Annotated in this window: 22 protein-coding genes, 2 pseudogenes and 1 riboswitch; of the genes and pseudogenes, 7 read left to right on the top strand and 17 right to left on the bottom strand. The window is 66.7% G+C overall.

Annotation, left to right across the window (positions count from 1 at the left end):
- Window positions 1-287 (top strand): annotated as a pseudogene (locus M3A49_RS39515) (DDE transposase); the annotation flags it as partial.
- Between the two features lie 81 nt (window positions 288-368).
- On the opposite strand, the gene M3A49_RS39510 reads toward M3A49_RS39515, so the two are convergent.
- From M3A49_RS39510 to M3A49_RS39460, 11 genes are all read right to left on the bottom strand, one after another.
- A complete protein-coding gene (locus M3A49_RS39510; protein ID WP_266233649.1) occupies window positions 369-1,493 on the bottom strand; it encodes a TraB/GumN family protein in 1,125 nt (374 codons plus the stop codon).
- A gap of 184 nt (window positions 1,494-1,677) precedes the next feature.
- Window positions 1,678-2,712 carry a peptide ABC transporter ATP-binding protein gene (locus M3A49_RS39505; protein ID WP_254356920.1) on the bottom strand — a complete coding sequence of 345 codons (1,035 nt, stop codon included), beginning with the start codon at window positions 2,710-2,712 and terminating at the stop codon, window positions 1,678-1,680.
- Entirely contained in the window at window positions 2,709-3,707 is a 999-nt protein-coding gene (locus M3A49_RS39500; RefSeq protein ID WP_028203404.1) for an ABC transporter ATP-binding protein, read from the bottom strand. Before M3A49_RS39500 ends, M3A49_RS39505 begins: the two co-directional genes overlap by 4 nt.
- Before the next feature lies 1 nt (window position 3,708).
- The gene (locus tag M3A49_RS39495; RefSeq protein ID WP_266233648.1) at window positions 3,709-4,626 is read right to left on the bottom strand and encodes an ABC transporter permease subunit; all 918 of its coding nucleotides are present in this window, start codon (window positions 4,624-4,626) and stop codon (window positions 3,709-3,711) included.
- 54 nt (window positions 4,627-4,680) lie between these two features.
- Complete coding sequence (locus tag M3A49_RS39490) at window positions 4,681-5,694, bottom strand: ABC transporter permease subunit (RefSeq protein ID WP_266233647.1); 1,014 nt, start codon at window positions 5,692-5,694, stop codon at window positions 4,681-4,683.
- A 129-nt stretch (window positions 5,695-5,823) separates the two neighbouring features.
- Window positions 5,824-7,458 (bottom strand): ABC transporter substrate-binding protein, encoded by a 1,635-nt coding sequence (locus tag M3A49_RS39485; protein ID WP_266233646.1) that lies wholly within the window; start codon window positions 7,456-7,458, stop codon window positions 5,824-5,826.
- 332 nt (window positions 7,459-7,790) lie between these two features.
- Complete coding sequence (metF, locus tag M3A49_RS39480) at window positions 7,791-8,621, bottom strand: methylenetetrahydrofolate reductase [NAD(P)H] (RefSeq protein WP_254356923.1); 831 nt, start codon at window positions 8,619-8,621, stop codon at window positions 7,791-7,793.
- 52 nt (window positions 8,622-8,673) lie between these two features.
- Window positions 8,674-9,027, bottom strand: a complete 354-nt coding sequence (locus M3A49_RS39475; RefSeq protein WP_028203399.1) for a phage holin family protein — start codon at window positions 9,025-9,027, stop codon at window positions 8,674-8,676.
- 160 nt (window positions 9,028-9,187) lie between these two features.
- Window positions 9,188-10,606, bottom strand: coding sequence for an adenosylhomocysteinase (ahcY, locus tag M3A49_RS39470; protein ID WP_254356924.1), 1,419 nt, complete (start codon window positions 10,604-10,606; stop codon window positions 9,188-9,190).
- 33 nt (window positions 10,607-10,639) lie between these two features.
- Window positions 10,640-10,747: riboswitch (S-adenosyl-L-homocysteine riboswitch) on the bottom strand.
- A gap of 113 nt (window positions 10,748-10,860) precedes the next feature.
- The gene (locus M3A49_RS39465) at window positions 10,861-11,583 is read right to left on the bottom strand and encodes an LrgB family protein (RefSeq protein WP_266233645.1); all 723 of its coding nucleotides are present in this window, start codon (window positions 11,581-11,583) and stop codon (window positions 10,861-10,863) included.
- 38 nt (window positions 11,584-11,621) lie between these two features.
- The gene (locus tag M3A49_RS39460) at window positions 11,622-12,050 is read right to left on the bottom strand and encodes a CidA/LrgA family protein (protein WP_266233650.1); all 429 of its coding nucleotides are present in this window, start codon (window positions 12,048-12,050) and stop codon (window positions 11,622-11,624) included.
- 214 nt (window positions 12,051-12,264) lie between these two features.
- On the opposite strand from M3A49_RS39460, the gene M3A49_RS39455 reads away from it, so the two are divergent.
- Window positions 12,265-13,212 carry a LysR family transcriptional regulator gene (locus M3A49_RS39455; protein WP_266233644.1) on the top strand — a complete coding sequence of 316 codons (948 nt, stop codon included), beginning with the start codon at window positions 12,265-12,267 and terminating at the stop codon, window positions 13,210-13,212.
- A 43-nt stretch (window positions 13,213-13,255) separates the two neighbouring features.
- Here M3A49_RS39455 and M3A49_RS39450 read toward each other — a convergent pair whose 3' ends face one another.
- Window positions 13,256-14,884, bottom strand: coding sequence for a GMC family oxidoreductase (locus tag M3A49_RS39450; protein ID WP_266233643.1), 1,629 nt, complete (start codon window positions 14,882-14,884; stop codon window positions 13,256-13,258).
- A 373-nt stretch (window positions 14,885-15,257) separates the two neighbouring features.
- On the opposite strand from M3A49_RS39450, the gene M3A49_RS39445 reads away from it, so the two are divergent.
- Together M3A49_RS39445 and M3A49_RS39440 are read left to right on the top strand one after the other, a co-directional pair.
- A complete protein-coding gene (locus M3A49_RS39445; protein WP_266233642.1) occupies window positions 15,258-16,979 on the top strand; it encodes an isovaleryl-CoA dehydrogenase in 1,722 nt (573 codons plus the stop codon).
- Window positions 16,980-17,062: 83 nt separating this feature from the next.
- Window positions 17,063-18,514 (top strand): coniferyl aldehyde dehydrogenase, encoded by a 1,452-nt coding sequence (locus M3A49_RS39440; protein ID WP_266233641.1) that lies wholly within the window; start codon window positions 17,063-17,065, stop codon window positions 18,512-18,514.
- Here M3A49_RS39440 and M3A49_RS39435 read toward each other — a convergent pair.
- The 5 genes from M3A49_RS39435 to fliE form a co-directional block, all read right to left on the bottom strand.
- Window positions 18,492-18,893, bottom strand: coding sequence for an EscU/YscU/HrcU family type III secretion system export apparatus switch protein (locus M3A49_RS39435; RefSeq protein ID WP_266233640.1), 402 nt, complete (start codon window positions 18,891-18,893; stop codon window positions 18,492-18,494). The genes M3A49_RS39440 and M3A49_RS39435 overlap by 23 nt on opposite strands.
- The gene (locus M3A49_RS39430) at window positions 18,893-20,458 is read right to left on the bottom strand and encodes a flagellar hook-length control protein FliK (protein WP_266233639.1); all 1,566 of its coding nucleotides are present in this window, start codon (window positions 20,456-20,458) and stop codon (window positions 18,893-18,895) included. The genes M3A49_RS39435 and M3A49_RS39430 overlap by 1 nt, the downstream gene beginning before the upstream one ends.
- 84 nt (window positions 20,459-20,542) lie before the next feature.
- Window positions 20,543-20,875, bottom strand: a complete 333-nt coding sequence (locus M3A49_RS39425) for a flagellar protein FliT (protein WP_028203389.1) — start codon at window positions 20,873-20,875, stop codon at window positions 20,543-20,545.
- On the bottom strand, window positions 20,872-21,318 hold the full coding sequence (gene fliS / locus M3A49_RS39420; RefSeq protein WP_028203388.1) for a flagellar export chaperone FliS: 447 nt from the start codon (window positions 21,316-21,318) through the stop codon (window positions 20,872-20,874). The genes M3A49_RS39425 and fliS overlap by 4 nt, the downstream gene beginning before the upstream one ends.
- Before the next feature lie 144 nt (window positions 21,319-21,462).
- A complete protein-coding gene (gene fliE, locus M3A49_RS39415; protein ID WP_266233638.1) occupies window positions 21,463-21,798 on the bottom strand; it encodes a flagellar hook-basal body complex protein FliE in 336 nt (111 codons plus the stop codon).
- Window positions 21,799-22,084: 286 nt separating this feature from the next.
- Between fliE and fliF the strand changes: the two genes are divergently transcribed.
- The 3 genes and pseudogenes from fliF to M3A49_RS39400 form a co-directional block, all read left to right on the top strand.
- Window positions 22,085-23,893 (top strand): flagellar basal-body MS-ring/collar protein FliF, encoded by a 1,809-nt coding sequence (gene fliF / locus M3A49_RS39410; RefSeq protein WP_266233637.1) that lies wholly within the window; start codon window positions 22,085-22,087, stop codon window positions 23,891-23,893.
- Entirely contained in the window at window positions 23,883-24,878 is a 996-nt protein-coding gene (fliG, locus tag M3A49_RS39405) for a flagellar motor switch protein FliG (RefSeq protein WP_028203385.1), read from the top strand. The genes fliF and fliG overlap by 11 nt, the downstream gene beginning before the upstream one ends.
- Window positions 24,871-24,955, top strand: a pseudogene (locus M3A49_RS39400) (flagellar assembly protein FliH); the annotation flags it as partial. The gene fliG and the pseudogene M3A49_RS39400, both read left to right, overlap by 8 nt.

Here is a 24,955-nt window from a genome sequence, read left to right as displayed (position 1 = left end):
TGATTGCCTACAACCTGATCCGGCTGGAGGTGGCGAAGGCCGCGCTTGAGGCCGGACGCGCCCCCGAGGACCTGAGCTTCATCCGCGCGTTTCACACGATTCAGTATGAGATGTCATGGGCAGCCGTGACCCGCTCGTACGGCAAACTTCCTGCGCTGCTCGTGCGCCTGCGCGAGCGGCTCAAGCAGCTTGCCAACGAAAAACGGCCCGGGCGCTCTTGCGCACGGGCCGTCAAGTCCAGACCTTTCCGCTACACCGTTCGGTACCTGAAACGGGACCTTAACTGAACGGCATTACGGCGAAAGCCGGCTTTTTTGCATTCAGGCCGCGCGCGGCCGCGAGATTCGGGCGCAATGGCCCAAGCCAGCTCAACCCGGGTCGACATTGAAGCCGCGCTGGCGCAGCAGCTGGAGCACGCCTTTCGGGCCGCCCAGGTGCAGCGCGCCGACGGCAACGAAGAGGGGCTTGTTCGGCGCCACGTACTGCTGCGTGCGCGAAACGAAGCGCCGGTTGCGCTCGTAGACGATGCGGTTGTCGACCGACGCCGCCACCCGCGCGTCGTGCGAGAGCTTTTCGGTGCGCGCCGATTCCCATGCGGCGATCGCGTCGGCGTCGCCCACGCGCCACAGGTGCAGGAGCGTCTGCACGTCGGACACGTTTTGCGCCGGCGTCTGCGCCAGATCCTGGGCGAGCATCTCGCGCTGCTGCGCGAGGCTCAGGTTCGTGAAGGCGCGCATCTGCTCGCCGAGCGTCTCCAGCCCGACGATGCGGCGGCCCTTCCAGCGCAGGAACACGTTCTGCAACTGCGCCTCGGTGCCGAACTCGGTCTGCAGGCCGGCGCTCAGCGAGTCGTAGGTTTCCACAAGCAGCGAGGCGAGCCACGGCCGCATCTTGCGGATCTCGGCGAGCGCCTCCGGATTGCCGCGCATGCGCGCCTCGAGTTTCTGCCAGAGCGGATCGGGCAGAAGGCCCGGCAGGCAGGGCCGTCTGCACACCCCATATTTCGAGACGTCGTCCTGGGAAACGAGCAGATCGTCGGGGGAAAGCTCGAGCGCGAGAATGGGCGACGCGGCGAGCGCCGCGAGAATCGGCGGGCGAAACGGCTGGCCGGGCGGGTAGTCGGCGGGGTCGCCCACATGGAGCGTGCCGAGCAGATAGATCGTGAGATTGCCGCGCGTGGCGACGTAGAACGGCATGCGCGCAGGCTGGGTGCGCACCGGGCCGCCAGCCGTCGTGCCCGATGCGTAGCTCGGCACGGCGGGCGCGGCGTGAAAGCCGGGAATGCCGCCGTTCGCGCCGCGCGCCGTGCCGGGCGGCATGGGCACGGCCGGGTGCACCCCGGGCGTGTTGGCGACGGCGCCGCCAGCGAACGCCGGGCCCGAGGCGCCTGCGAGAACGCCGACCGCGAGCGCCAGCGTGAGCGTGAGCGCCGTGCGCGCCGCAGCGCTCGACGCTTTCTTCAACGCCGCACGCAACGCCACCGCGAATGCCACACCAAAAGCCACACCGAATGTCACACGAACAGCCGTACTCAGCCCGGCCGCCACGGCAAACGCGGCAGCCGGAACGATTGAAAGAGCGGCGGAGAAAACGGTGGAAAAAACAGTGAAAAAGGCGGCAGGACGGCCGCCCATCAACTGGCGGCGCGTAGCAATAAAACGACGCGCCGCCGTCGCTTCAGGCCGGCATGGGCCGCCCATCCTCTTCCCCCACCTCCTCTGCACGATGGCAGGATACCTGACGGCCGTCCACTTCGCGAAGAACAGGCACTTCCTTACGACACCGATCGACCGCGTATGGACAACGTTGATGGAACGTGCAACCAGACGGCGGGTTGAGCGGCGAAGGCAATTCGCCCTCGAGCTTGATCTTCACGCGGCGGTCCGCTTCGAAAATCGCGGGCGTGGCCGAGAGCAGCGAGCGCGTGTACGGATGGCGCGGCCGCGAGATCACCGTGTCCTTGTCGCCCAGTTCCGCCACGCCGCCCAGGTACATCACCATCACGTCGTCGGCAATGTGCTCGACCACGGCCAGGTTGTGCGAGATGAACACGTAGCTCGTGCGGAACTGCTCCTGCAAGTCCATGAACAGATTGAGAATCTGCGCCTGGATCGAGACGTCGAGCGCGGAAACCGGTTCGTCGGCCACGACGATCTGCGGGTCGAGAATCATGGCCCGCGCGATCGCCACGCGCTGGCGCTGGCCGCCCGAAAACATGTGCGGATAGCGCTTGGCGTGCTCGGGCCGCAAGCCGACGATGCGCATCATGTGCGCGATGCGGTCCGCGCGCTCGCTCGCCGTGAGCCGCGTGTTGATGGCGAGTGGCTCGCCGAGCGTCTGCTCCACGGTCTTGCGCGGATTGAGCGAGGCGAACGGGTTCTGGAACACCATCTGCACGCGGCGGCGCAGCGCAGCGATCTTCGCGGCGCTTGCGTGCGCAACGTCCTCGCCGTCGATGGTCAGCTTGCCCGCCGTGGGCGGCTCGATCATCGTGAGCTGGCGCGCGAGCGTCGATTTGCCGCAGCCGGACTCGCCCACCACGGCGAGCGTGCGCCCGCGCGTGAGCGAGAACGACACGCCATTGAGCGCCTTCACGGTGCCCGTGCCGAACATGCCGCGCTTGACGGAGTAATGCTTCTTGAGATCGTCGGCGATGAGAACCTTGTCGTCCTGATGGTCCTGATGAGCCGCATGTTGCTGGACTGCGTTCATCGCGCGCCTCCACTGGATTGAGTCACCGCCGCGTTCAGCGGCTTGATGCAGCGCACTTGCGCATAGCCGCTCTCATCGGTCACCGCGTCGAGCGCGGGCCGCGCCTTCATGCAGTCATCCACCACATACTTGCAGCGCGGCGCGAAGAGACAGCCGCTCGGCCGGTCGTCGCGGCCGGGCACCATGCCGGGCAGCGCGGCAAGACGCATCGCCCCCTTGTTGTGCTCGGGAATCGCGGCGAGCAGCGCTTCCGTGTATGGATGATGCGGACGCGAAAAAATGTCCGGCACGCGGTTCGTTTCGATGATCTCGCCCGCGTACATCACGGCCACGCGTTGCGCGACTTCGGACACCACGGCCAGATCGTGCGAGATCAGCACGAGCGCCATGCCGCGGTCCTTCTGCAGACGCACGAGCAGCTCCATGATCTGCGCCTGGATCGTCACGTCGAGCGCCGTGGTGGGCTCGTCGGCGATCAGCAGCTTCGGGTTGCAGGCCACGGCCATCGCGATCATCACGCGCTGGTTCATGCCGCCCGACATCTGGTGCGGGAAGTTGTCGATGCGGTTCTTCGCGTCGGGAATGCCGACCTGGTCGAGCAGTTCGATTGCGCGCGCATGCAGCGCGGAGCCGCGCAGGCCCTCGTGCAGCTTGAGCACTTCCTTGATCTGATAACCGACGGTGTAGCTCGGGTTCAGGCTCGTGAGCGCGTCCTGGAACACCATGGCGATGTCCTTGCCCACGATGCGGCGGCGCTCCTTGCCCGTGGCGCCCAGCAGATCGCGGCCGTCGAAGGTGATCGAATCCGCGCTTACCTTGCCGGGGGCGTCGATGAGGCCCATCAGCGCCATCATCGTCACGCTCTTGCCCGAGCCCGATTCGCCGACGATGCCGAGCACTTCGCCAGGCGCGACCGACAGATTCACGCGGTCAACGGCGGGCAGGCCGTTGAAGTTCACCGCCAGATTACGGATGGTCAAAAGTTCTTTGTTCATGTCAGGCCATCCGCTTGAGCTTGGGATCGAGCGCGTCGCGCAGCCCGTCGCCGAGCAGGTTGATCGCGAGCACCGAAATGAGGATGGACAGACCCGGCATCGTGACGATCCACCATGCGCTGTCGATGTAATCGCGCGCCGAGGCGAGCATCGCGCCCCACTCCGCACGCGGCGGCTGCACGCCGAGGCCGAGGAAGCCGAGCGCGGCGGCGTCGAGGATCGCCGAGGAAAAGCCGAGCGTGGCCTGCACGATGAGCGGAGCCGTACAGTTGGGCAGCACCTGCGAGAACATCAGGCGCAGCGTGCCGGCACCGGCCACGCGCGAAGCGGTCACGTACTCCTTGTGCAGTTCGCCCAAAGCCGAACCGCGCGTGAGACGCACGTAGCCGGGCAGCGCCACGATCGCGATCGCGAGCATGGTGTTCGTGAGACCCGGACCGATGATCGCGACCACGGCCACCGCGAGGAGCAGCGAGGGCAGCGCGAGCAGCACGTCCATGAGACGCATGATCGGCGTATCGGCCCACTTCTCGAAGAACGCAGCCACGAGGCCGAGCACGATGCCCGGAATCAGCGCGAGCACGACCGAGACGCAGCCGATCCACAGCGAAAGCCGCGCGCCGTACATGAGACGCGAGAGGATGTCGCGGCCTGCTTCGTCGGTGCCGAGAATGAACTTCCAGTTGCCGCCGTCGAGCCAGGCGGGCGGAATCTTCACGTAGTCGCGGTATTGCTCGATGGGGCTGTGCGGCGCGATCAGCGGCGCGAAGATCGCGATGACGATCAGCGCGAGCACGATCACGCCGGCGCCCACGGCGCCCCTGTTGCGCGAGAAGTTCGCCCAGAATTCGCGCAGCACGAGCGCGCGGCCCGAAGGCGGCGTGACGGCGCGAGGCACGGTGTTCTGAATGTCAGCCATCATGCCTCCTGGTGTTGAATGTTGTGTTGTGGGGTTCGCATTGTCATGGCTCGCTTACCTCGTATGTCGAATGCGCGGGTTGAGCACGCCGTACAGCAGATCGACGAACAGGTTCACGACGATCACGAGCGTCGCGATCATGAGAATGCCGCCTTGCACCACCGGATAGTCGCGCCGGCTGATCGCGTCGATCAGCCATTTGCCGATGCCGGGCCAGGAGAACAGCGTTTCGGTGAGCACCGCGCCCGCGAGCAGCGTGCCGACCTGCAGGCCGATCACGGTCACCACGGGAATGAGCGCGTTGCGCAGCGCGTGCACGACGATCACGCGCACGGGCGAAAGCCCCTTGGCGCGCGCGGTGCGGATGTAGTCCTCGCGCAGCACTTCGAGCATGGACGAGCGCGTCATGCGCGCGACCACGGCGAGCGGAATCGTGCCGAGCACGATGGCCGGCAGGATCAGGTGGCTCAGCACCGACCTGAACGCGCCTTCGTCGGTGCCGGGCAGGAGCGAGTCGATCAGCATGAAGCCGGTCACGTGCGGAATGTCGAATTCCACCGCGAGGCGGCCCGACACCGGCGTCCAGCCGAGCTTCGACGAGAACACCATGATGAGGATGAGCCCCCACCAGAAGATCGGCATGGAGTAGCCGGTGAGCGCGGTGCCCATGACGCCGTGATCGACGACGGTGCCGCGCCGCAGTGCCGCGAACACGCCGGCGGGCAAGCCGATCACGAGCGCGAAAATGAGCGCGCAGATCGACAGCTCGACGGTGGCGGGAAAGCGCGCGAGAAACTCGCCCATCACGCTCGTGTTGGTGATGATCGAGGTGCCGAGATTGCCGTGCACGGCGTGCCAGACGTAGTGCACATACTGCATCGGCAGGGGCTCGTCGAGCCCCAGGCGGTGCATCGCCTCGGCGTGCATTTGCGGATCGACGCCGCGCTCGCCCATCATCACTTCGATGGGGTCGCCCGGAATCAGGTGGATGAGTGCGAACGCAAGGATGGTGATACCGATGAACGTGGGTATGACCATGCCGATGCGGCGCAGTACGAAGCGGAACATGTGGTGTTCCCCCAAAAGCATGAAATGAAACGCAACCGGCGACAGGGGCTCGTGACCCCGGTCGCCGGACCATTTTCCGCCGGTCCTGGCTGATATGCGGACCGAGCGGAAAGTCTTACCCGATTATCCTTACTGCATGCCCACGCCGTCGAAGCGCGCGTAGCCAAGCGGTTCGATGCGCATGTCGGTCACCTTCTTGCTGACCGGCTGATAGACCGTCGAGTGAGCGATCGGCGAGAACGGCAGTTGCTTCGCGAAGATCTGCTGCGCTTCCTGGTAGTGCTTCGTGCGCTGCGCAACATCCGAGGTCTGGCGGCCCTTCTGGACCAGGTCGTCGAACGGCTTGTAGCACCACTTGCCGAAGTTGTTGCCGTTCACCGCTTCGCAGCCGAGCAGCGTGCCGAGCCAGTTGTCCGGATCGCCGTTGTCGCCCGTCCAGCCGATCAGCATCGAGTCGTCCTCGCCCGCGTGCGCGCGCTTGATGTACTCGCCCCACTCATACGTGACGATCTTCGCCTTCACGCCGACCTTCGCCCAGTCGGCCTGGATCATTTCGGCCATCAAGCGTGCGTTCGGGTTGTAAGCGCGCTGCACGGGCATGGCCCACAGCGTGATCTCGAAACCGTTCGACAAGCCAGCCTTGGCGAGCAGCGCCTTGGCCTTCTCCGGGTCGTATGCGTTGGCCGGCAGGTTCTTGACGTAGGACCACTGCGTCGGCGGCATCGGGTTGGTCGCGAGCTGGCCCGCACCCTGGTACACCGACTCGATGATCGCCTTCTTGTTGATCGCCATGTCGAGTGCGTGGCGCACATCGACGTTGTCGAGCGGCTTGTGCGTGACGTTGTACGACAGGTAGCCCAGGTTGAAGCCCGGCTGCGACGGCATCGCGATGTTCGGCTCGGCCTTCAGCGGCGCGATGTCGGCGGGACGCGGATAGCTCATCACCTGGCATTCGTCGCGCTTGATCTTCTGCACGCGCACGCTGGCGTCCGGCGTGATCGAGAAGATCAGCTTCGAGAGCTTCACGGCACCCGGCTTCCAGTAGTCGGGATTGCCGTCGTAGCGGATCGTCGCGTCCTTCGTGTAGCTCTTGAAGATGAACGGACCCGTGCCGACCGGGAACTGGTTGATGTCGGCGGCCTTGCCGGCCTTCATCAGTTGATCCGCGTATTCAGCCGAGAGGATCGAGGCGAATTCCATCGCCATGTTCTGGATGAACGGCGCGTTCGGCTCGTTCAGCGTGAACTTGACCGTGTACGGGTCGACCTTTTCGACCTTCGCGATCAGCTTGTCGAGGCCCATGTCCGTGAAGTACGGAAACGACACCGGGTACGCCTTGCGGAACGCATTGTTCGGGTCGAGCATGCGGTCGAACGAGAACACGACGTCGTCCGCATTGAATTCGCGCGTGGGCTTGAAGAACGAGGTGGTCTGGAACTTCACGCCATGACGCAGATGGAACGTGTAAGTCTTGCCGTCCTGGGACACGTCCCACGATTCTGCGAGACCCGGTTCGACCTTGGTGCCGCCGCGCTCGAACTCGACGAGGCGGTTGTAGACGGTGAACGTGTTCGCGGTGAAGTCGGTGCCGGTCGTGTATTGGGCCGGGTCGAAGCCAGCGGGGCTGCCTTCCGAGCAGTAGACGAGCGTCTTGTTCGGAATGCTTTGCGCGGCGTGCGCGAGCGGGGCTCCAGCAATCGATGCCGCTGCGAGCGCCACGAGAGACGTCATTCGGGCAGCCCGCAACAGTTTGTTTTCTTTCATGTTTCCTCCAGTTCAATGCCGGCTTGCGCCAGCGTAGCGCGATCTTACTTGAGCACGTGCCGCAGTCACAAGCAAGCCAAAAGTCCCGTCGCCTGTGGAAAACGCCGGGTTGACAGGCGTCGTCGTTGCAGCTGCTGCGGTGCAGCGTAGCTTCGCCCCCTTTTTTTCTCCTGCTAGATCAGGAACATAGCGCGCAGAAATGCCGCGCGCAGCCGGGCCGCGCGGCCTTGCTGATGCAAATCGCGCAATCGCGTCTCAATAAAAAACCGCGCGGCCCGGGAGTCCGGGAACCGCGCGGTTTGTCGCCGCTGGCCGGGTCTAGAGCGAGCGCCCTAGAACCCGAGCCGCTCGCAAATGGCCTTGGTGGCCGGCGCCGCGTTGAGCGTGTAGAAGTGGATGCCCGGCACGCCCGCCTCGACGAGACGGCGGCACAGGTCGGTCACCACGTCGAGCCCGAACGCACGGATCGACTCGCGATCGTCGCCGAAGCTTTCCAGGCGCTTCGCGACCCAGCGCGGCACTTCGGCGCCGCACATCTCCGAAAAGCGCATGAGCTGCGAGTAGTTCGTGATCGGCATGATGCCCGGCACGATGGGAATATCCACGCCCAGCTTCTTCGCGTCGTCGACGAAGCGGAAATACGCATCCGCGTTGAAGAAGTACTGCGTGATCGCCGAATTGGCGCCCGCTTTCACCTTTTGCGCGAACGCTTCGAGGTCGTGGCGCGGCGAACGCGCCTGCGGGTGGTACTCGGGATACGCGGCCACTTCGATGTGGAACGCGTCGCCGGTTTCCTCGCGGATGAAGGCGACGAGTTCCGACGCGTAGCGCAGTTCGCCCACCGCGCCCATGCCCGAGGGCAGGTCGCCGCGCAGCGCCACGATATGACGGATGCCGTGCGAGCGGTACTCGCCGAGAATCGCGCGCAGGTCCTCTTTCGAGGAGCCGATGCACGAGAGGTGCGGCGCGGCCTCGACGCCTTCCTTCGCGATATCGACGACGGTGTCGAGCGTGCCCTGTTGCGTCGAGCCGCCCGCGCCGAACGTCACCGAGACGAACTTCGGCTTGAGCGTGACGAGCTGGGCGCGCGTGGCGCGCAGCTTTTCCACGCCCTCCGGCGTCTTCGGCGGGAAGAATTCGAATGAGAGTTCGATCGGTTTCATGTTGATGAGGCCAGTGAGGCCGGGCCGCAAACGTGGGCGGTCCGGGCCCGCGTCAGCCGAGGCTGCGGTTGCCGAAGATCAGCGCCGAGAGCAGCCACGACACGATGCTGTACAGGATCGAGCCGAAAAATGCCGACCAGAAGCCCGACACCTCGAAGCCCTTGAGGAGCGACGCCGCCAGCCAGAAGCACAGCGCGTTCACCACGAGGATGAAGAGGCCGAGCGTGAGGATGGTCACGGGCAGCGTGAGCACGATCAGCAGCGGGCGCAGCACGGCGTTGATGAGGCCGAGCACGATCGCGACGATGAGCGCGGTGCCGAAACTGCGAATATGGATCGACGGAACGAGCCAGGTGATGATCAGGAGCGCGAGCGCGTTGATCAGCCAGGTCAGCAGCACGGTCATAAGGACTCCTTTTGCGTCGTTGCTTTTGTATCGCCAGGTGCCGGCAGCGGATGCCGCCCGCAGTCCCCACACGTTGCGCGCGGGGATTGGGGTCAGCATCCGCTTGACCGCTTAAAACGGGCTTAAAACCGCAGCCCGTTTTGTATCGCGTTGTATCGGCTTAATAGCGATAGTGGTTCGGCTTGAACGGTCCGTTCTTATCGACGCCGATGTACGAAGCCTGATCGTCGGACAGCACGGTCAGGTTCGCGCCGATGCGCGCGAGGTGCAGGCGTGCAACTTTTTCGTCGAGGTGCTTCGGCAGCACGTACACCTTGTTCTCGTACTTCTTGCCTTGCGTGAACAGTTCGATCTGCGCGAGCGTCTGGTTCGTGAACGAGTTCGACATCACGAACGACGGGTGGCCCGTGGCGCAGCCCAGGTTCACGAGGCGGCCTTCGGCCAGCAGGATCACGCGCTTGCCGTCCGGGAAGATGATGTGGTCGACTTGCGGCTTGATGTTTTCCCACTCGTACTGGCGCGTGGAAGCCACGTCGATTTCCGAGTCGAAGTGGCCGATGTTGCAGACGATCGCGTTGTGGCGCATCGCCTTCAGGTGATCGTGGTTCAGCACGTGGTAGTTGCCGGTGGCCGTCACGAAGATGTCGGCCTTGTCGGCGGCGTATTCCATCGTCACGACGCGGTAGCCTTCCATCGCGGCCTGCAGCGCGCAGATCGGATCGATTTCCGTGACCCACACCGTGGCGCCCAGACCACGCAGCGACTGCGCGCAGCCCTTGCCCACGTCGCCGTAACCGGCCACGACCGCGATCTTGCCCGCGATCATCACGTCGGTCGCGCGCTTGATGCCGTCCACGAGCGACTCGCGGCAGCCGTACAGGTTGTCGAACTTCGACTTCGTGACCGAGTCGTTGACGTTGATCGCCGGGAACGGCAGACGGCCTTCCTTCTCCATCTGATACAGGCGGTGCACGCCCGTCGTGGTTTCTTCGGTCACGCCCTGGATGTGCGAAAGGCGCTTCGAGTACCACTGCGGATCGACGTCGAGGTGCGCGGCGATCGACTTGTAGAGCGCGACTTCCTCTTCGTTCGTGGGCTTGGCGATGACCGAGCGGTCCTTTTCAGCCTTCGAGCCGAGGATCAGCAGGAGCGTGGCGTCGCCGCCGTCGTCGAGGATCATGTTGGCGAACTCGCCGTTCGGCCATTCGAAGATGCGGTGCGAGAACTCCCAGTATTCGTCGAGCGATTCGCCCTTGAACGCGAACACCGGCACGCCGCCCTGCGCGATCGCGGCGGCGGCGTGGTCTTGCGTCGAGAAGATGTTGCACGACGCCCAGCGGACGTCGGCGCCCAGCGCGGTCAGCGTCTCGATCAGCACGCCCGTCTGGATCGTCATGTGCAGCGAGCCCGCGATGCGCGCACCCTTGAGCGGCTGCTGCGCCTTGTACTCTTCGCGGGTCTGCACGAGGCCCGGCATTTCGGTTTCGGCGATGTTCAGTTCCTTGCGGCCCCAGGCGGCAAGCGACATATCGGCGACGATGAAATCTTTGGCTTGATCTTGCGGAACTGCGGCGTTCATCACGCCCTCCTTTCTAAAAGTGACTAGAAATTAAAGACGTGAGCGCCGTTTCAGTGCGATTGATTCAGTGGACTCAACCGGATTGAAGCACTTTCGAGCCTGGCGGGTTACAGAAAACCCGTCGCAACGCTCCTCGAAAGCGAGCCGAGATTGTAGCAAATCGGGATGGTGTCCGCGCATGCGCGCGTTGGCGACATGCGCGTTGGCGACATGCGCGTCTGCGATAAAGCGGGCGCGAACGCACCCGCCGGACTTCAAACGGGCAGAAACCCGAGCGCCGGCGCGAGCAGCACCATCACCACGCCCGCGATCATCATCGTGAGGCTCGCCACGACGCCTTCTTCCCTGCCCAGCTCGCGCGCCTTCGCCGTGCCCACGCCGTGCGCCGCCGCGCCGAACAGCGCGCCGCGTGCAAGCCGCGTGCGCAGCGGCACGAGGCCGAGCACGAGTTCGCCGAACAGCATGCCGCACACGCCCGTGGCGATCACGAACAACGCGGTGAGGTCGCGCGGCGCGTGGATCTTGTCCGACACCGCGAGCGCGAACGGCGTCGAGATCGAGCGCGTCATCAGGCTGCGCTGCAGATCGGGCGACAGGTGCAGGAGCTTGGCCAGCGCGAGCGAGCCGCCCACCGCCACGACGATGCCGACCGTCACGCCCACGGTGAGCGAGATCCAGTGGCGCCTGAGCAGGTCGCGGTACTCGTAGATCGGCACCGCGAAGGCCACGGTGGCCGGGCCGAGCAGCCACATGAGCCAGCGCGTGTCCTGGAAGTACACGGGGTACGGAATATGGAGCGCCAGCACGAACACGCCGAGCACCGCGGGCACCGCGACGAGCGGCGTGAGCCACGGCGAGCGAAAGCGCGCATAGAGCGCCTTCGAGGCGAAATAGAGCGCAACGGTGAGGATGAAGCAGCCGGCGGCGATGAGCCGCGCCGCGTCGTCGGCGAACAGGGACGCATAAAACGTGTTCATGACGGATTCCCCCTCACTCTATTCAGGACGTTGCAGCCTCAAGCCCGCGCCAGATGGCGCGCGTGCCGCGAATCGCGCACGCGGCGCAGCGCGAGGCGCCGCTCGAGCTTCGCGGCCTGTTCGACCGCGAACGCCACGGCCACCATTACCATCAGCGTGCCGCCGACCACGACGAGCGCGAGACGCCAGCCGTCGGCGCGAAAGAGGCCGCCGTATTTCACGGCTGCCACGGCAGCGGGGATGAAGAACAACAGCATGTCGGAGAGCAGCCAGTCGGCGCCCGCCTTCACCCAGCGCGGCGTGACGCCGCCGCAAAAGAGCAGCGCGAGCAGCAGCACGAGGCCGACCACGCCGCCCGGCACCGGCAGGTGCGTGAAGCGCGTGAGGGCGTCGGCGGCGTACCAGACGCCCGCGAGCAGCGCCGATTGCACGGTAATGCGGCCGATACGGCGCCCGAAGCTCGCCATGCCGCCCACGTTGCGCTCAGCGCTTTCGGAGACTTTCGCGGTCGCGGTGGAGGTAGTCATGGCAAACCCTAAGTGACACTGGAATGGAAGTCAGTATAGGGTGCAGCGCAGCATAAACATAATGACTTAAGATCATCTGCTACATTCCATATTGGAATGCACCAACTCAGCACCCGGTTGAGCGTGTTTCCTGCACATTTGTGGAGTCCCGATCGTGGAACTGCGCGCGCTTCGCTATTTCATCGAGGTGGTGCGGCAACAGAGCTTCACCGCCGCGGCCGAAAAACTGCATGTCACCCAGCCGACCATCAGCAAGATGGTGAAGGCGCTCGAAGACGAGACCGGCACCCAGCTCCTGCTGCGCGACGCGCGCCAGATGGTGCTCACCGACGCCGGGCGCATCGTCTACCAGCGCGGCCAGGACGTGCTCGCCGCGCAGGCGCAGCTACAGGCCGAACTCGCCGATCTCGGCACGCTCGGGCGCGGCGAACTCACCATCGGCATTCCGCCGATGGGCGGCTCGCTTTTCACGCCCGCCATCGCGACGTTCCGCCAGCGCTATCCGAAGATCGAGCTGAAGCTTTTCGAGCAGGGCTCGCGCACCATCGAAGCCGCGCTGATCTCGGGCGAGCTGGAGCTGGGCGGCGTGCTGCTGCCTGTCGATCCCGCGCTGATCGACGTGTTGCCGATCTCGCACGAGCTGCTGTGGCTCGTCGCGCGGCGCGGCTCGCGCTGGGACAACAAGCTCGCCGTGCCGCTCGCGGAACTGGCCGGCGAGCCGTTCGTGTTCTACGGCGAAAGCCTCGCGCTCAACGACGTCGTGCTGAACGCGTGCCGCACGGCCGGCTTCGTGCCGCAGGTGGTGGGGCGCAGCGGCCACTGGGACCTGATGGCAGCGCTCGTGCTCGCGGGCGTGGGCATTGCGCTGCTGCCCGCGCCGTACGTGCGCCGGCTCGACGCCGAACGCTTCACCTGCCTGCCCGTGAGCGAGCCGCAAATCACCTGGGACATGGCGATCGGCTGGAAACGCAGCGGCTATCTCTCGCACGCGGCGCGTGCGTGGCTCGACGTCGCGCGCTCGGAGTACGGCAAGCCCTTCACGTTTCTCGATGACTTCGTGCATCCGCCGGGGATGGAGAAACAGCCGGGCAAGGCTGGCTGAAGCCTGCGATGAGACAAAACAACGGAACAGGAAACGCGAAACGTCAGGCGTCGACGCGCTGAGGCGCCGTATCGCGCGCGTATCGCGCCTGTGCGATGAAGTCGGCCGCGCGCTCGCCGATCATCACGCTCGGCGCATTCGTGTTGCCGCCGATGAGTGTCGGCATGACGGAGGCGTCGGCAACGCGCAGTCCCGTCACGCCGCGCACGCGCAACTGCGGATCGACGACGGAGCGCGCGTCGCCGCCCATGCGGCAGGTCGCGACGGGGTGATAGATCGTGTCGGCATGGCGGGCGATCGTCTCGCGCAATTGCGCGTCGCTCTGCTCGCCATGCGTGTAGAGTTCGCGGCCGCCCAGCTGCGCCAGCGCGGGCGCGTCGAGTATGCGACGCGCGAGCCGCGCGCCCTGCGTGAGCGCGTCGAGGTCGCGCGGATCGCAGAGAAAGCGCGGGTCGATCACGGGCGCCGCGCGCGCGTCGGCGCTCGCGAGCGTGACCGTGCCGCGGCTCGCCGGGCGCAGCACGCACACGTGCAGCGAATAGCCATGGCCCCAATGCAGGCGGCGGCTGTGATCGTCGACGAGCGCCGTGCAGAAGTGCAGCTGCAGGTCGGGCCGGTCGAGTTCGGGGCGGCTCTTCAGAAAGCCGCCCGCCTCCGCCACGTTGGTCGTGAGCATGCCGCGCCGCCCCTGCAGATACCGCACGAAGCCCGCGGTCATGCGCGCCGCGCCGCGCAGCGAGTAGCCCACGGTGTCGCTCGAATGCACGCGCTTGTTGAAAGTGAAATCGATATGGTCGATCAGGTTGCGGCCGACTTCGGGCGCGTCGTGGCGCACCGCAATGCCGAGCGCGCGCAGTTCGTCGGCGGGACCGATGCCCGAGCACATCAGCAATTGCGGCGAGTTGAACGCGCCCGCCGCGAGGATCACCTCGGCGCGCGCCTGCAGGGTCTCGATCGCGCCGCTGCGCGCAAGCTCCACGCCGCTCGCGCGCGCGCCGTCGAAGCTCACGCAGAGGACCGTCGCGTCGGCGATCAGATGCAGGTTCGGCCGCTCTCGCCCATACAGATACGCGCGCGCCACCGTGCAGCGTTCGCCGCCGCGCTGCGTCACCTGATAGAAGCCGACGCCCTCCTGTTCCTCGCCGTTGAAGTCGTCGTTCAGGCGAAAGCCCGCCTCGCGCGCGGCCTCGACGAAGCGCGCGGCGACCGGGTTGCGCTCGCGCAGGTCGGCCACGCCTAGCGGGCCACCCGCGCCATGCCAGGCGCTCGCGCCGCGCTCGTTGTCCTCGGCCCGCAGAAAGTACGGCAGCACGTCTCGCCACGCCCAGCCCTTGCAGCCGAGCTGCGCCCATTCGTCGTAGTCGAGCGGATGGCCGCGCGTGTAAATCATCGCGTTGATGGTGCTCGAGCCGCCGAAGCCGCGACCGCGTGGCTGGTAACCGCGCCGTCCGGCGAGTCCCGGCTGGGGCACGGTTTCATAGGCGTAGTTGTTTTTCGTGCGAAACGGGACGAGCGCGGCGACGCCGAGCGGCATGTTGACGAACGGGTTGCGCGCCGTGTGCGGCCCGGCCTCGACGAGCGCGATGCTCGCCTGCGGGCATCGGTCGGCCAGCCGGCCCGCGAGCGACGCGCCGCCCGAGCCGCCGCCTACGATGATGTAGTCGTATTGCATCGTCTCCGTCCTGTCGGCCTGCCTCTTGCGAGGCACCGGCGCGCTATTTGCACGCTCGTTCGTTTTCGGCTTCAATGGCGCATTGTAGGAAGCGTCTGATTCCGAGGTCAGCTTTTATGTCAGAGCATCCCCTCTAAACCTGACGGCGCATCGACGCCTATGATGGAAGGCGGTTCGGCCGCCAGAGCTGAAACCCGCAAGATTCCAGCAAGCGGCAAAGGGAGCGCTGGAGCGCACAAGAATCACTCACCTCACGGACGCTTCCCATGGAGCGGCCGCTGCGCACGCCTCCCCGTCACGACAGCGAACAGAACACGAACGGCCGCGCGTGAAGCACGCCGCGCACCGCAAGCCTTGCATCGGAGACAGGCAGATGAACCCGACGGAAGTCACGCATCGCCCCGGCACAACCCACGAAGTGACGAACCAGGCGCCGCCGCTCGCCGACTACAACCTCTTCACCACCGACGCCGCGCTCGGCGAGGCCCTCGCGCGCGCGGGCGCGAACTGGCACCGCGAAACGCTCGCTCGCCACGGCGAGACGCTCGGCAAGGCGCAAACGCTCGCGCTCGCGGACCTCGCCAACCGCCACGAGCCCGAACTGCACACGCACAGCCCGTGCGGCGAGCGTATCGACGCGATCGAATTCCACCCCGCCTGGCACGAGCTGCTCGCGCTGCTGCGCAAAGAAGGGCTGCACGCACTGCCGTATTCGGACCCGCGGCCCGGCGCGATGGCCGCGCGCTGCGCGGGCTACTTCCTGCACGCGCAGCTCGAATCGGGCTCGTTGTGCCCGCTGACCATGACGTTCGCGAGCATTGCCGTGCTGCAGCGCGAGACGGCGCTGTTCGAAACGCTGCGCGCGCCGCTCTACACGCGCGAGCACGACGCGCGCGACCTGCCGCTCGCGCAGAAGCGCTCGATGATGATCGGCATGGGCATGACGGAGAAGCAAGGCGGCTCGGACGTGCGCAGCAACCGCACCGAGGCGCGCCCAGCAGGCGTCGAAACCGGACGCAGCGCGGCGTATCTGCTCACCGGCCACAAGTGGTTTTTCTCGGCGCCGCAGTGCGACGCCCATCTCGTGCTCGCGCGCACCACGGAGCACGACGGAATCTCATGCTTTTTCGTGCCGCGCTACCGGCCGGACGGCACGAAAAACGCGGTCAACGTGCAGCGCCTGAAGAACAAGCTCGGCAACCGCTCGAACGCGAGCAGCGAAGTGGAGTTCTTCGATGCGTACGGCGTCATGATCGGCGACGAAGGCCGCGGCGTGCCGACCATCATCGAGATGGCGAACTACACGCGGCTTGACTGCGTGATCGGCAGCGCGGCGCTCATGCGCGCGGCGCTCGTGCAGGCGATCCACCACGCGCGCCACCGCAGCGCGTTCGGCCGCGTGCTCGCGCAGCAGCCGCTCATGCAAAACGTGCTCGCCGATCTCGCGCTCGAATCGGAAGCGGCGACGGCGCTCTTCATGCGTCTTGCGCGCGCCTTCGAAGACAGCGCCGACGCGAAACCCGGCGATACGGACGACCAGTCGCTCGAAGCGCGCGCCTGGCGTCGCATCGTCACGCCGGCGGCGAAGTTCTGGGTCTGCAAGCGCGCGCTCGCGTTCACGGGCGAGGCCATGGAAGTCTGGGGCGGCAACGGTTACGTCGAGGAAGGGCCGATGGCGCGCTTCTACCGCGAAGCTCCCGTCAACTCGATCTGGGAAGGCTCGGGCAACGTGATGTGCCTCGACGTGTTGCGCGCGCTGGAGCGCGAGGCAGACGCCGCCCAGGCGCTCTTTCTCGCGTGGCGGCGCGACGCGCAGACTCACCCGGTTCTGAGCGCCGCGCTCGACCGCCTCTCGGTGCTGCTCAACGGCGCGCCGGGCACGCGCGAGGCGAGCGCGCGGCGCATCGCGCAGCAGATCGTGCTGATCGCGCAGGCCATGCTGCTGCGCGACGGCCCGCCGGAGGTGGCCGAAGCGTTCATCGCCACGCGCCTCGACGAGCACGACGCCGACTGCGACCGCGTATTCGGCACGCTGCCTGCACGCTTCGATCACGCCGCGATCATCGAGCGGGCGTTTCCGTCGCGCCCGGTGTGACCCTCAGCGTCACCCGACAATACGAGCCGATTTTTCCGTTCGCCCGCGCGCCACAGCGCGCGCGAACCCCACGAGGACCGATCATGAAGCAGGACCTGCCCGAAGACTTCGCCCGCCGCGCCCACGATACGCCCGACGACCCGCGCGCTGCGCTCGACACGCTGCTCGCCGCGCAGCGCGAGGCCTTTCTGCACGACCCGTTCCCGTCCTGGGACGCGCGCGCGCGTAATCTCAAGGCGCTGCGCGACGTGCTGTTCTCGCACCGCGACGCGCTCGCCGACGCGATGAACGCCGACTTCGGCCAGCGCGCGAAGGCGGAGGTCGCGCTCGCGGAATTCGTCGTCCTCAAGCAGGAGATCGATGCGGCGCTCAAGCACGGCGCGCGCTGGATGAAGCCGCGCCGCAAACCGGTCGGCAAATGGCTGCTGCCTGGGCGCGCGAAGGTGGTGCCGCAACCGCTTGGCGTGGCGGGTATCGTCGTGCCGTGGAACTATCCGCTGCTGCTCGGCGCGAGCCCGCTCGTGTGCGCGCTCGCCGCGGGCAACCGCGCCATGATCAAGATGTCGGAACTGACGCCGCGCACTTCCGCACTGTTCGAGGCGTTGATTGGCAAGACCTTCGCGCGCGACCATGTGGCGGTCGTAAACGGCGACGCGTCGGTGGGCGCCGCCTTCAGCGCGCTGCCGTTCGACCATTTGCTCTTCACCGGCTCGACGCGCGTGGGGCACGAAGTCATGCGCGCGGCTGCCGCGAACCTCACGCCGGTCACGCTCGAACTGGGCGGCAAGTCGCCCGTGATCATCGGCGCCGCGGCGCGCCTGAACTACGCCGTGGACAGCCTGCTGCTCGGCAAGACGCTGAACGCGGGGCAAACCTGCATCGCGCCCGACTACGTGCTGCTGCCGCGCGGCCAGGAGGCGGCGTTCATCGCCCGCGCGCGCACGCGTTTCGCGCAGCTCTATCCGGACTTCGCGAACAACCGCGACTACACCTCGATCATCTCGGCGCGCCACTTCGAGCGTCTGCAACGCCTCGCCGACGAAGCCGAGGCGTGCGGCGCGCAGCTACACCCGCTCGGTACGCACGACGCCGCCACGCGGCGCTTCGCGCCCGTCATCGTGACGGACGCCGGCGCACAGACGGCGCTCATGCAGGAGGAAATCTTCGGGCCGCTCTTGCCGCTCGTGCCCTACGACACGCTCGACGAAGCGTTGCGCTACGTGAACGAACGCCCTCGCCCGCTCTCGCTCTACCTCTATGCCGACGACCCGCGCACGATTGAACGCGTGACGCACGAAACGGTGGCGGGCGGGATGTCGGTGAACGAGACGCTCATGCATATCGCCGCCGAGGGACTGCCGTTCGGCGGCGTCGGCCCGAGCGGCATGGGCGCGTATCACGGCTACGAGGGCTTCGTCACGTTCTCGAAGATGAAGCCCGTCTTCACCCAGGCGCGTCTGAATGCGCGCGGGCTCATCGCGCCGCCCTACGGCAAGCGCGTCGCCTGGCTGATCAAGTTGATGTTGAAGGGTTGAAGGGCAGCGCGGGGCGGCTGCCGTCGATCCTGCGAATGTCGCTGATGTCGCGTGGGGCGCCGCCGGCCGGCGTGGCGGTTTGCGCTTGCGCGGCCGCTTTGGCTTTCGCGTCGTTGTCCGCTTCGAGGCGGTGCAGCCAGGCAAGCAGTTCGGCCACTGCCTGATAAAGCTGTGGCGGGATCCTCGCGTCGAGGTCCACGCGCATGAGCAGCGAGACCATCTCCGGCGCTTCGTGCACATAGAGGCCCGCTTCCTTCGCGCGTTGCACGATCATCTCCGCGACGAGGCCGTAGCCCTTCGCGACCACGCGCGGCGCGCCGTCGCCTTCGGGGACGTCGTAGGCGAGCGCGGCGGCGCTCTTGCGGTGCGTGCGGCTCATCACAACTCCCAGTCGTGGTCGAGGCGGTGGTTCCGCTGATCGGTCGCGTCGGCGCCCGGTCGTGCGGCGGACGCATCCGCCGCGGCGCCAGCCTGCGCGGTCTGCGCGGTGGCTGCGGCGGAAGTGGTTTGTGCAGCGTAGGCACTCGCGGCGCTAGCGGCTCTCGCAGCCTCGGCGGGATTTGCCGCAGCGCCGCTGCCGATCTCGCGGATCGAAAGCCCCGCGAGCGTGAGCCCGAGCGCTTCGAGCCGCCCGCGCAGCGACTCGCTTTCCGCGGTGAGGCGCGCGGCGCCGCCTGCGTTCGCCTGCACGCGCACGGCGAGCGTCGAGCCCGTCAGCGTGAGTTCCGCGTCGACGGTGCCGAGCTTCGGCAGCGCAAGCGTGAGCCGCGTGCGCCATGGGATGTCGTCGTCGCCGCCTGCGCCCGAGTGCGGGTCGCGCGCATCGTAGTCGTCTTGCTGGATGCTCCAGTCCACCCGCACGCCCGGCCACGCCTCGCCATTCCAGCGAAACTCACCGGTCGCGAGCAGATCGAGCTGCTGGCGCACGAGCGGTATCACGGCCGGATGGACCGACGGCCCCGCGGCCTGCGCGGCCGCCTCGTGCATGGCGGGCAGCAGGGTGTCGGCAAGCGTTGCGCGCGCCTGGGCCTGGCTTGCGGCCGCTTCGCCGTGCAGATCCGCCAGCCCGGGGAAGGCGCGCGCCAGCGCGGCGTTGAGCGCGTTTGCAGCGTTCTGGGCATTGCCCGCTTCGCCGCGCGCGGCGCCCGGCGCGTCGGAGAACGTCTCGGTCCATTGGACGTCGTCGATGTCGTCGTCGGCCGGGCTCCAGTCGAGCGGCAGTTGCGAGTGAGCGCCGAGCAGACGGTTCTGCGGCTCATCGGCAAGTTCGGCGGGCGAAAGCTGGCCGCGCAACCATTGCGCGAGGTGGGCTTCGTAGAAGAGTCCGCTCGAACTCACCGTCTGCGCGAGCGACGCAGCGAGCGCGGCGACCGGGCCGGCCTGTGCGGCGGCGGTTTGCGCCGTTTGAGCGGTTTGGGCGGTTTGGGCGGTTTGGGTGGTTTGGGCGGTTTGGGCGGTTTGGGTGGCCTGCGGGTTTTGCGAGGACGCCGTTTGCGCGCCGGCACCGGTCCCGGCGTCGGCCGCCCCGGCCAGCGCCTCGCCGGCCAGACCCTGGGCCGCGAGCGCCACGTCCGCGAGCAACGCGGCTTCCACCGCCTGCGCTTCGCCCGCGAGACCCGGCAGCGGCAACGTGGCCGCGCCGCCGGGCGCCGCGTCGGCATCGGGGCTGGCCCAGAGCGGCGCGCGGCCCACCACGGCGGGCGTCGCTTCGCCGCCCGAGCGGATGATGGCGTCGAGCGCCAGCGCAACCGCCGAAAGCACGGTCTCCGTAGAGTCCTGCGTAGTGCTGGTGTTGGCTGCGGTGTCGGCGAGCGCGGCGGTGCCCGTTGCGAGCGCGGAGACGCCCGTCTGCGCCGCGCCGGAGGCGCTCTGCGGCCCGACCGGCGTGAGCGCCGCGATGCGGCTCGCGAGGAGCGCGGCGGCTCCGGTGTCGATTCCGTTCATGGTGTTCCGGATCTGCGCACGGCGCTGACCTGCCGGTTCATGGGGCGTTGCGCGCCGTTGCCTCGGGAGGCGCCACGCGCCGCGCTAGCGGGCTCCGTAGATTTCCTGCAAGACCCGCGCGGGCTGCACGGTGCCGTAAAAGAGCGCCGAAAGCCGTGCCATGCAAGGGCTTGCGAGATCGCGAATGGCGGCGTCGTCGGCGAGGATCTGGCGGATCAGCTCGTACTTGCGCGCCCGTTCGGAAACCGTGAGCCGCACCACGGCTTCGGCGTCCTTCAAGGCATCGACGAGGATCCGGTACTCCTCCTGCAAGCCGATCAGATCGTTCCAGTGCGCATCGCGCGCCGCATGGAGCATCTGCTCCGACACGGCCGCTATCGCTTCGTAGCGGGCGAAGTAGTCTGCTTTTGAACTCATCTCATCAATGAGCCGGGCGCTGACGCGGATGCCTGCTCGGCCATCCTCGCCACTTCCGGCGCTATCCCCAACCAGGCTTCTTCGAGCGTAGCCAGCAGTCTATCGACCTCGACCAGCATGGTCTCGCTCTGTTTAATATTGGCTTCCAGCAGGCGCTTCGTCATGTAGCTGTACAGCGCATTCAGGCGTTGGGCGATCTCGCCGCCCGCCTCGACGTTCAACGCAAGCTGAAGTCCGCTCTCGACAATCCGGATCGCCTTGGCGATCGCCTCGCAACGCGGGCCGACGTTGCCGGCCTGCAAATGCATACGTGCCTGCGCGATGGCCTGGCGCGCTCCCTGGTACAGGAGCACGATCAGCTTGTGCGGGCTCGCCCCCATGACCCCCGTTTCGACGCCCACGCGTGCATAGGCGTTAGCTCCAGATTGGGCAGGGGAAAACATCGGCGCTTCTCCTTGATACGTTTGGCTTGAATGCGGTCGTCCGGCGCTTGCGCGAAGCACGAGCGACGGACTCTTCTAGCCGGGTTATCGGAACGTAGGGGAAGAAGCTTTAGCGCGTTGAGCGGGCGAAGGCTTCGGGCACCGTCACACCTGGATCTGCATGATGTCGGTGTAGGCAGCCACGAGCTTGTTGCGTACCTGCAAGCCAAACTGGAAGCCGATGTTGGCTTTCTGCATGTCGACCATCACGTCGTTGAGCGACACGTTGTTCGCGCCCAGTTCGAACGCCTGCGACTCGCCAACCGCCTTCTGCTGGGCGTCGCTGATCTGGTCGAGCGACGACTTGAGCGCCGCCGCGAACCCGCCGGCCGTGGCCGCGCCCGATTTTTCGTCGGCTGCGGTGGGGCTGCCGGCCGCCTGGGTCGCCATCGACTGCATTTGCGCCAAGGCGGACGTGAGCGGGGATACTGGCACGGTCATGTTTGCTCCACGAAAAGGGGACCTGCGGGGTATTCCGGGGCGAGCCCCAGGACCGGAGTTTCAGCGATTGCGCGGCAATCCTGCGGGCCCGGCCGAGACGGCGCACTGACAGGGCGCCGAATCTGGAGGAGAGCATAGCAGCGGGTCCGTTTCGGCAGCCCCGAAACTAGGGGGAAAACCCGGCTCTATTCGCGCAATCGGCTTGCCAGTGGCCCCGGATAATGCGTCACGTGAAAGTCTCCGCCATGCAAGGCGAGACCTGGAAGCCTCCGGAGATACCCGTCGCATGGATTCGACTGCCAATTCTTTGATCAACCCCGACGCCCGCATGGGCCTCGCCACCTCTGGCGCGGGCGCCGCGCCCGGCGCTGGCGCGGGCGCAGGCCTGGGCGGCGCGGATGACCTAGGCGGCGGCTTCGCGCAACGCCTCGGCTCGCTCTCGTCGTTGCGCAACGTGCGCGGCAACCCGCGCGCGCCGCTCATTTTTGCCGTGGCGGTGCTCGTGGCCGTGGTCGCGGGTCTCGTGCTGTGGTCGCGCGCGCCCGACTACAAGGTGCTGTATAGCAACCTGTCGGATCGCGACGGCGGCGCCATCATTACCGCGCTCCAGGCCGCAAACGTTCCCTACAAGTTCTCGGACGCCGGCGGCGCCATTCTCGTGCCCGCCGAGCAGGTCAACGAAATGCGCCTGCGCCTCGCCTCCCAGGGCCTGCCGAAGAACGGTTCGGTCGGCTTCGAGCTGATGGACAACCAGAAGTTCGGCATCAGCCAGTTCGCCGAGCAGGTGAACTACCAGCGCGCGCTCGAAGGCGAGCTCGAGCAAACGATCCAGTCGATCGCGAGCGTAAAGTCGGCGCGCGTGCATCTGGCCATTCCGAAGCCTTCGGTGTTCGTGCGCGAGCGCGAAGCGCCGTCCGCCTCGGTGCTCGTGAACCTGTATCCGGGCCGCATTCTCGACGACGGCCAGGTCGCCGCGATCACGCACATGGTGGCTTCGGCCGTGCCGGACCTGCCGGTGCGCAACGTGACGGTGGTCGACCAGGACGGCAACCTCCTCACCCAGAGCGCCACGGGCGTGGGCCTCGACGCCTCACAGCTCAAGTATGTGCGCCAGGTCGAGCACGACACCCAGGCGCGCATCGACGCGATCCTCGCGCCCCTGTTCGGCGCCGGCAACGCACGCTCGCAGGTGAGCGCCGACCTCGACTTCTCAAAGCTCGAGCAGACCTCCGAAGCCTACGGTCCGAACGCCAACCCGCAGGCCGCAGCCATCCGCAGCCAGCAGCAGAACATTTCGACGGAAATGCAGCAAAGCGGCGCGGGCGGCGTGCCCGGCGCGCTCACGAACCAGCCGCCGCAGCCAGCCTCGGCGCCCATCAGCGCGCCGGCGGGTGCGAACGGGGCGTCGGCGCCGGTGCCGGTCTCCGATCATCGCGACACCACCACGAACTACGAGCTCGACAAGACCGTGCGCCACTACAGCCAGGCGCCGGGCGACGTGAAGCGCCTGTCGGTCGCCGTGATCGTGAACTATCAGCCGAAGGTGGACGCCAAGGGTCACGCCACCATGCAGCCGCTCGACGCGCAGAAGCTCGCGCAGGTCGAGCAGCTCGTGAAGGACGCCATGGGCTACGACGCCAAGCGCGGCGACTCGGTGAACGTCGTGAACGCCGCGTTCCAGACCGAAGTCGACCCGAACGCGAACCTGCCGTGGTGGCGTCAACCCGACATCCTCGCCCTTGCCAAGCAGATTGCGACGTGGCTCGGCATTGGCGCGGTGGCGCTCTTCCTTTATTTCGTGATGGTGAAGCCGGCGCTGCGCCGCGCGTTCCCGCCGCCCGAGCCGGTTGCCCCCTCGCTGCCGGGCATGGCCGACGGCGAGCCGCTGCTGCTCGACGGTCTCCCCGAAGCCGTGCGCCTTGGCGGCGCTGGTGCGGAAGGCGAAGACAACGCGGACAACGAAGCCGCCCTGCTCGCCTTCGAAAACGAGAAGAACAAGTTCGAACGCAACCTGGAATACGCGCGCAACATCGCGCGCCAGGATCCGAAGATCGTCGCAACCGTCGTGAAAAGCTGGGTGAACGATGAACGCTGAAGGCGCAACCAAGAGCGCGCTGCTGCTCATGTCGATCGGCGAGCAAGAGGCCTCCGAGGTCTTCAAGTTCCTCGGTCCGCGCGAAGTGCAGAAAATCGGCGCCGCCATGGCGGCGCTCAAGAACGTCAAGCGCGAAGAGATCGAAATCGTGCTGCAGGACTTCGTCAAGGAAGCCGAACAGCACACCGCCTTCTCGCTCGACTCGAACGACTACATCCGCAACGTGCTCAACAAGGCGCTGGGCGAGGACAAGGCCGGCGCGATCATCGACCGCATTCTGCAAGGCGGCGACACGAGCGGCATTGAGGGCCTCAAGTGGATGGATTCGGGGTCGGTGGCCGAACTCATCAAGAACGAGCACCCGCAGATCATCGCGACGATTCTCGTGCACCTCGACCGCGACCAGGCCTCGGAAATCGCTTCGTGCTTCACCGAGCGCCTGCGCAACGACGTGCTGCTGCGTATCGCGACGCTCGACGGCATCCAGCCGCAGGCGCTGCGCGAGCTCGACGACGTGCTCACGAACCTCCTCTCGGGCAGCGACAACCTCAAGCGCAGCCCGATGGGCGGCATCCGCACGGCGGCCGAAATCCTCAACTTCATGACGAGCCAGCACGAAGAAGGGGTGATCGAGAACGTCCGCCAGTACGACGCGGAACTCGCGCAGAAGATCATCGATCAGATGTTCGTGTTCGAGAACCTGCTCGACCTCGAAGATCGCGCGATCCAGCTGCTGCTCAAGGAAGTCGAGTCGGAGTCGCTCATCATTTCGCTCAAGGGTGCGCCGCCCGCGCTGCGCACCAAGTTCCTCTCGAACATGTCGCAGCGTGCGGCCGAACTGCTCGCCGAAGACCTCGACGCGCGCGGTCCGGTGCGCGTGTCGGAAGTCGAGGCACAGCAGCGCCGCATCCTGCAGATCGTGCGCAACCTCGCCGAGAGCGGTCAGATCGTTCTAGGCGGCAAGGCAGAAGACGCTTATGTCTGACACCAGCTCCGCGAACAGCCGTCGCTCGGCGTACCAGCGCTGGGAGATGGCCTCGTTCGACCCGCCGCCTCCCCCGC

It is taken from the genome of Paraburkholderia sp. CNPSo 3076 (genome assembly GCF_026343935.1).
Lineage (GTDB): Bacteria > Pseudomonadota > Gammaproteobacteria > Burkholderiales > Burkholderiaceae > Paraburkholderia > Paraburkholderia nodosa.
Note: the sequence above shows the minus strand (reverse complement) of the source record. Positions and strands in the feature narration are given on the sequence as shown.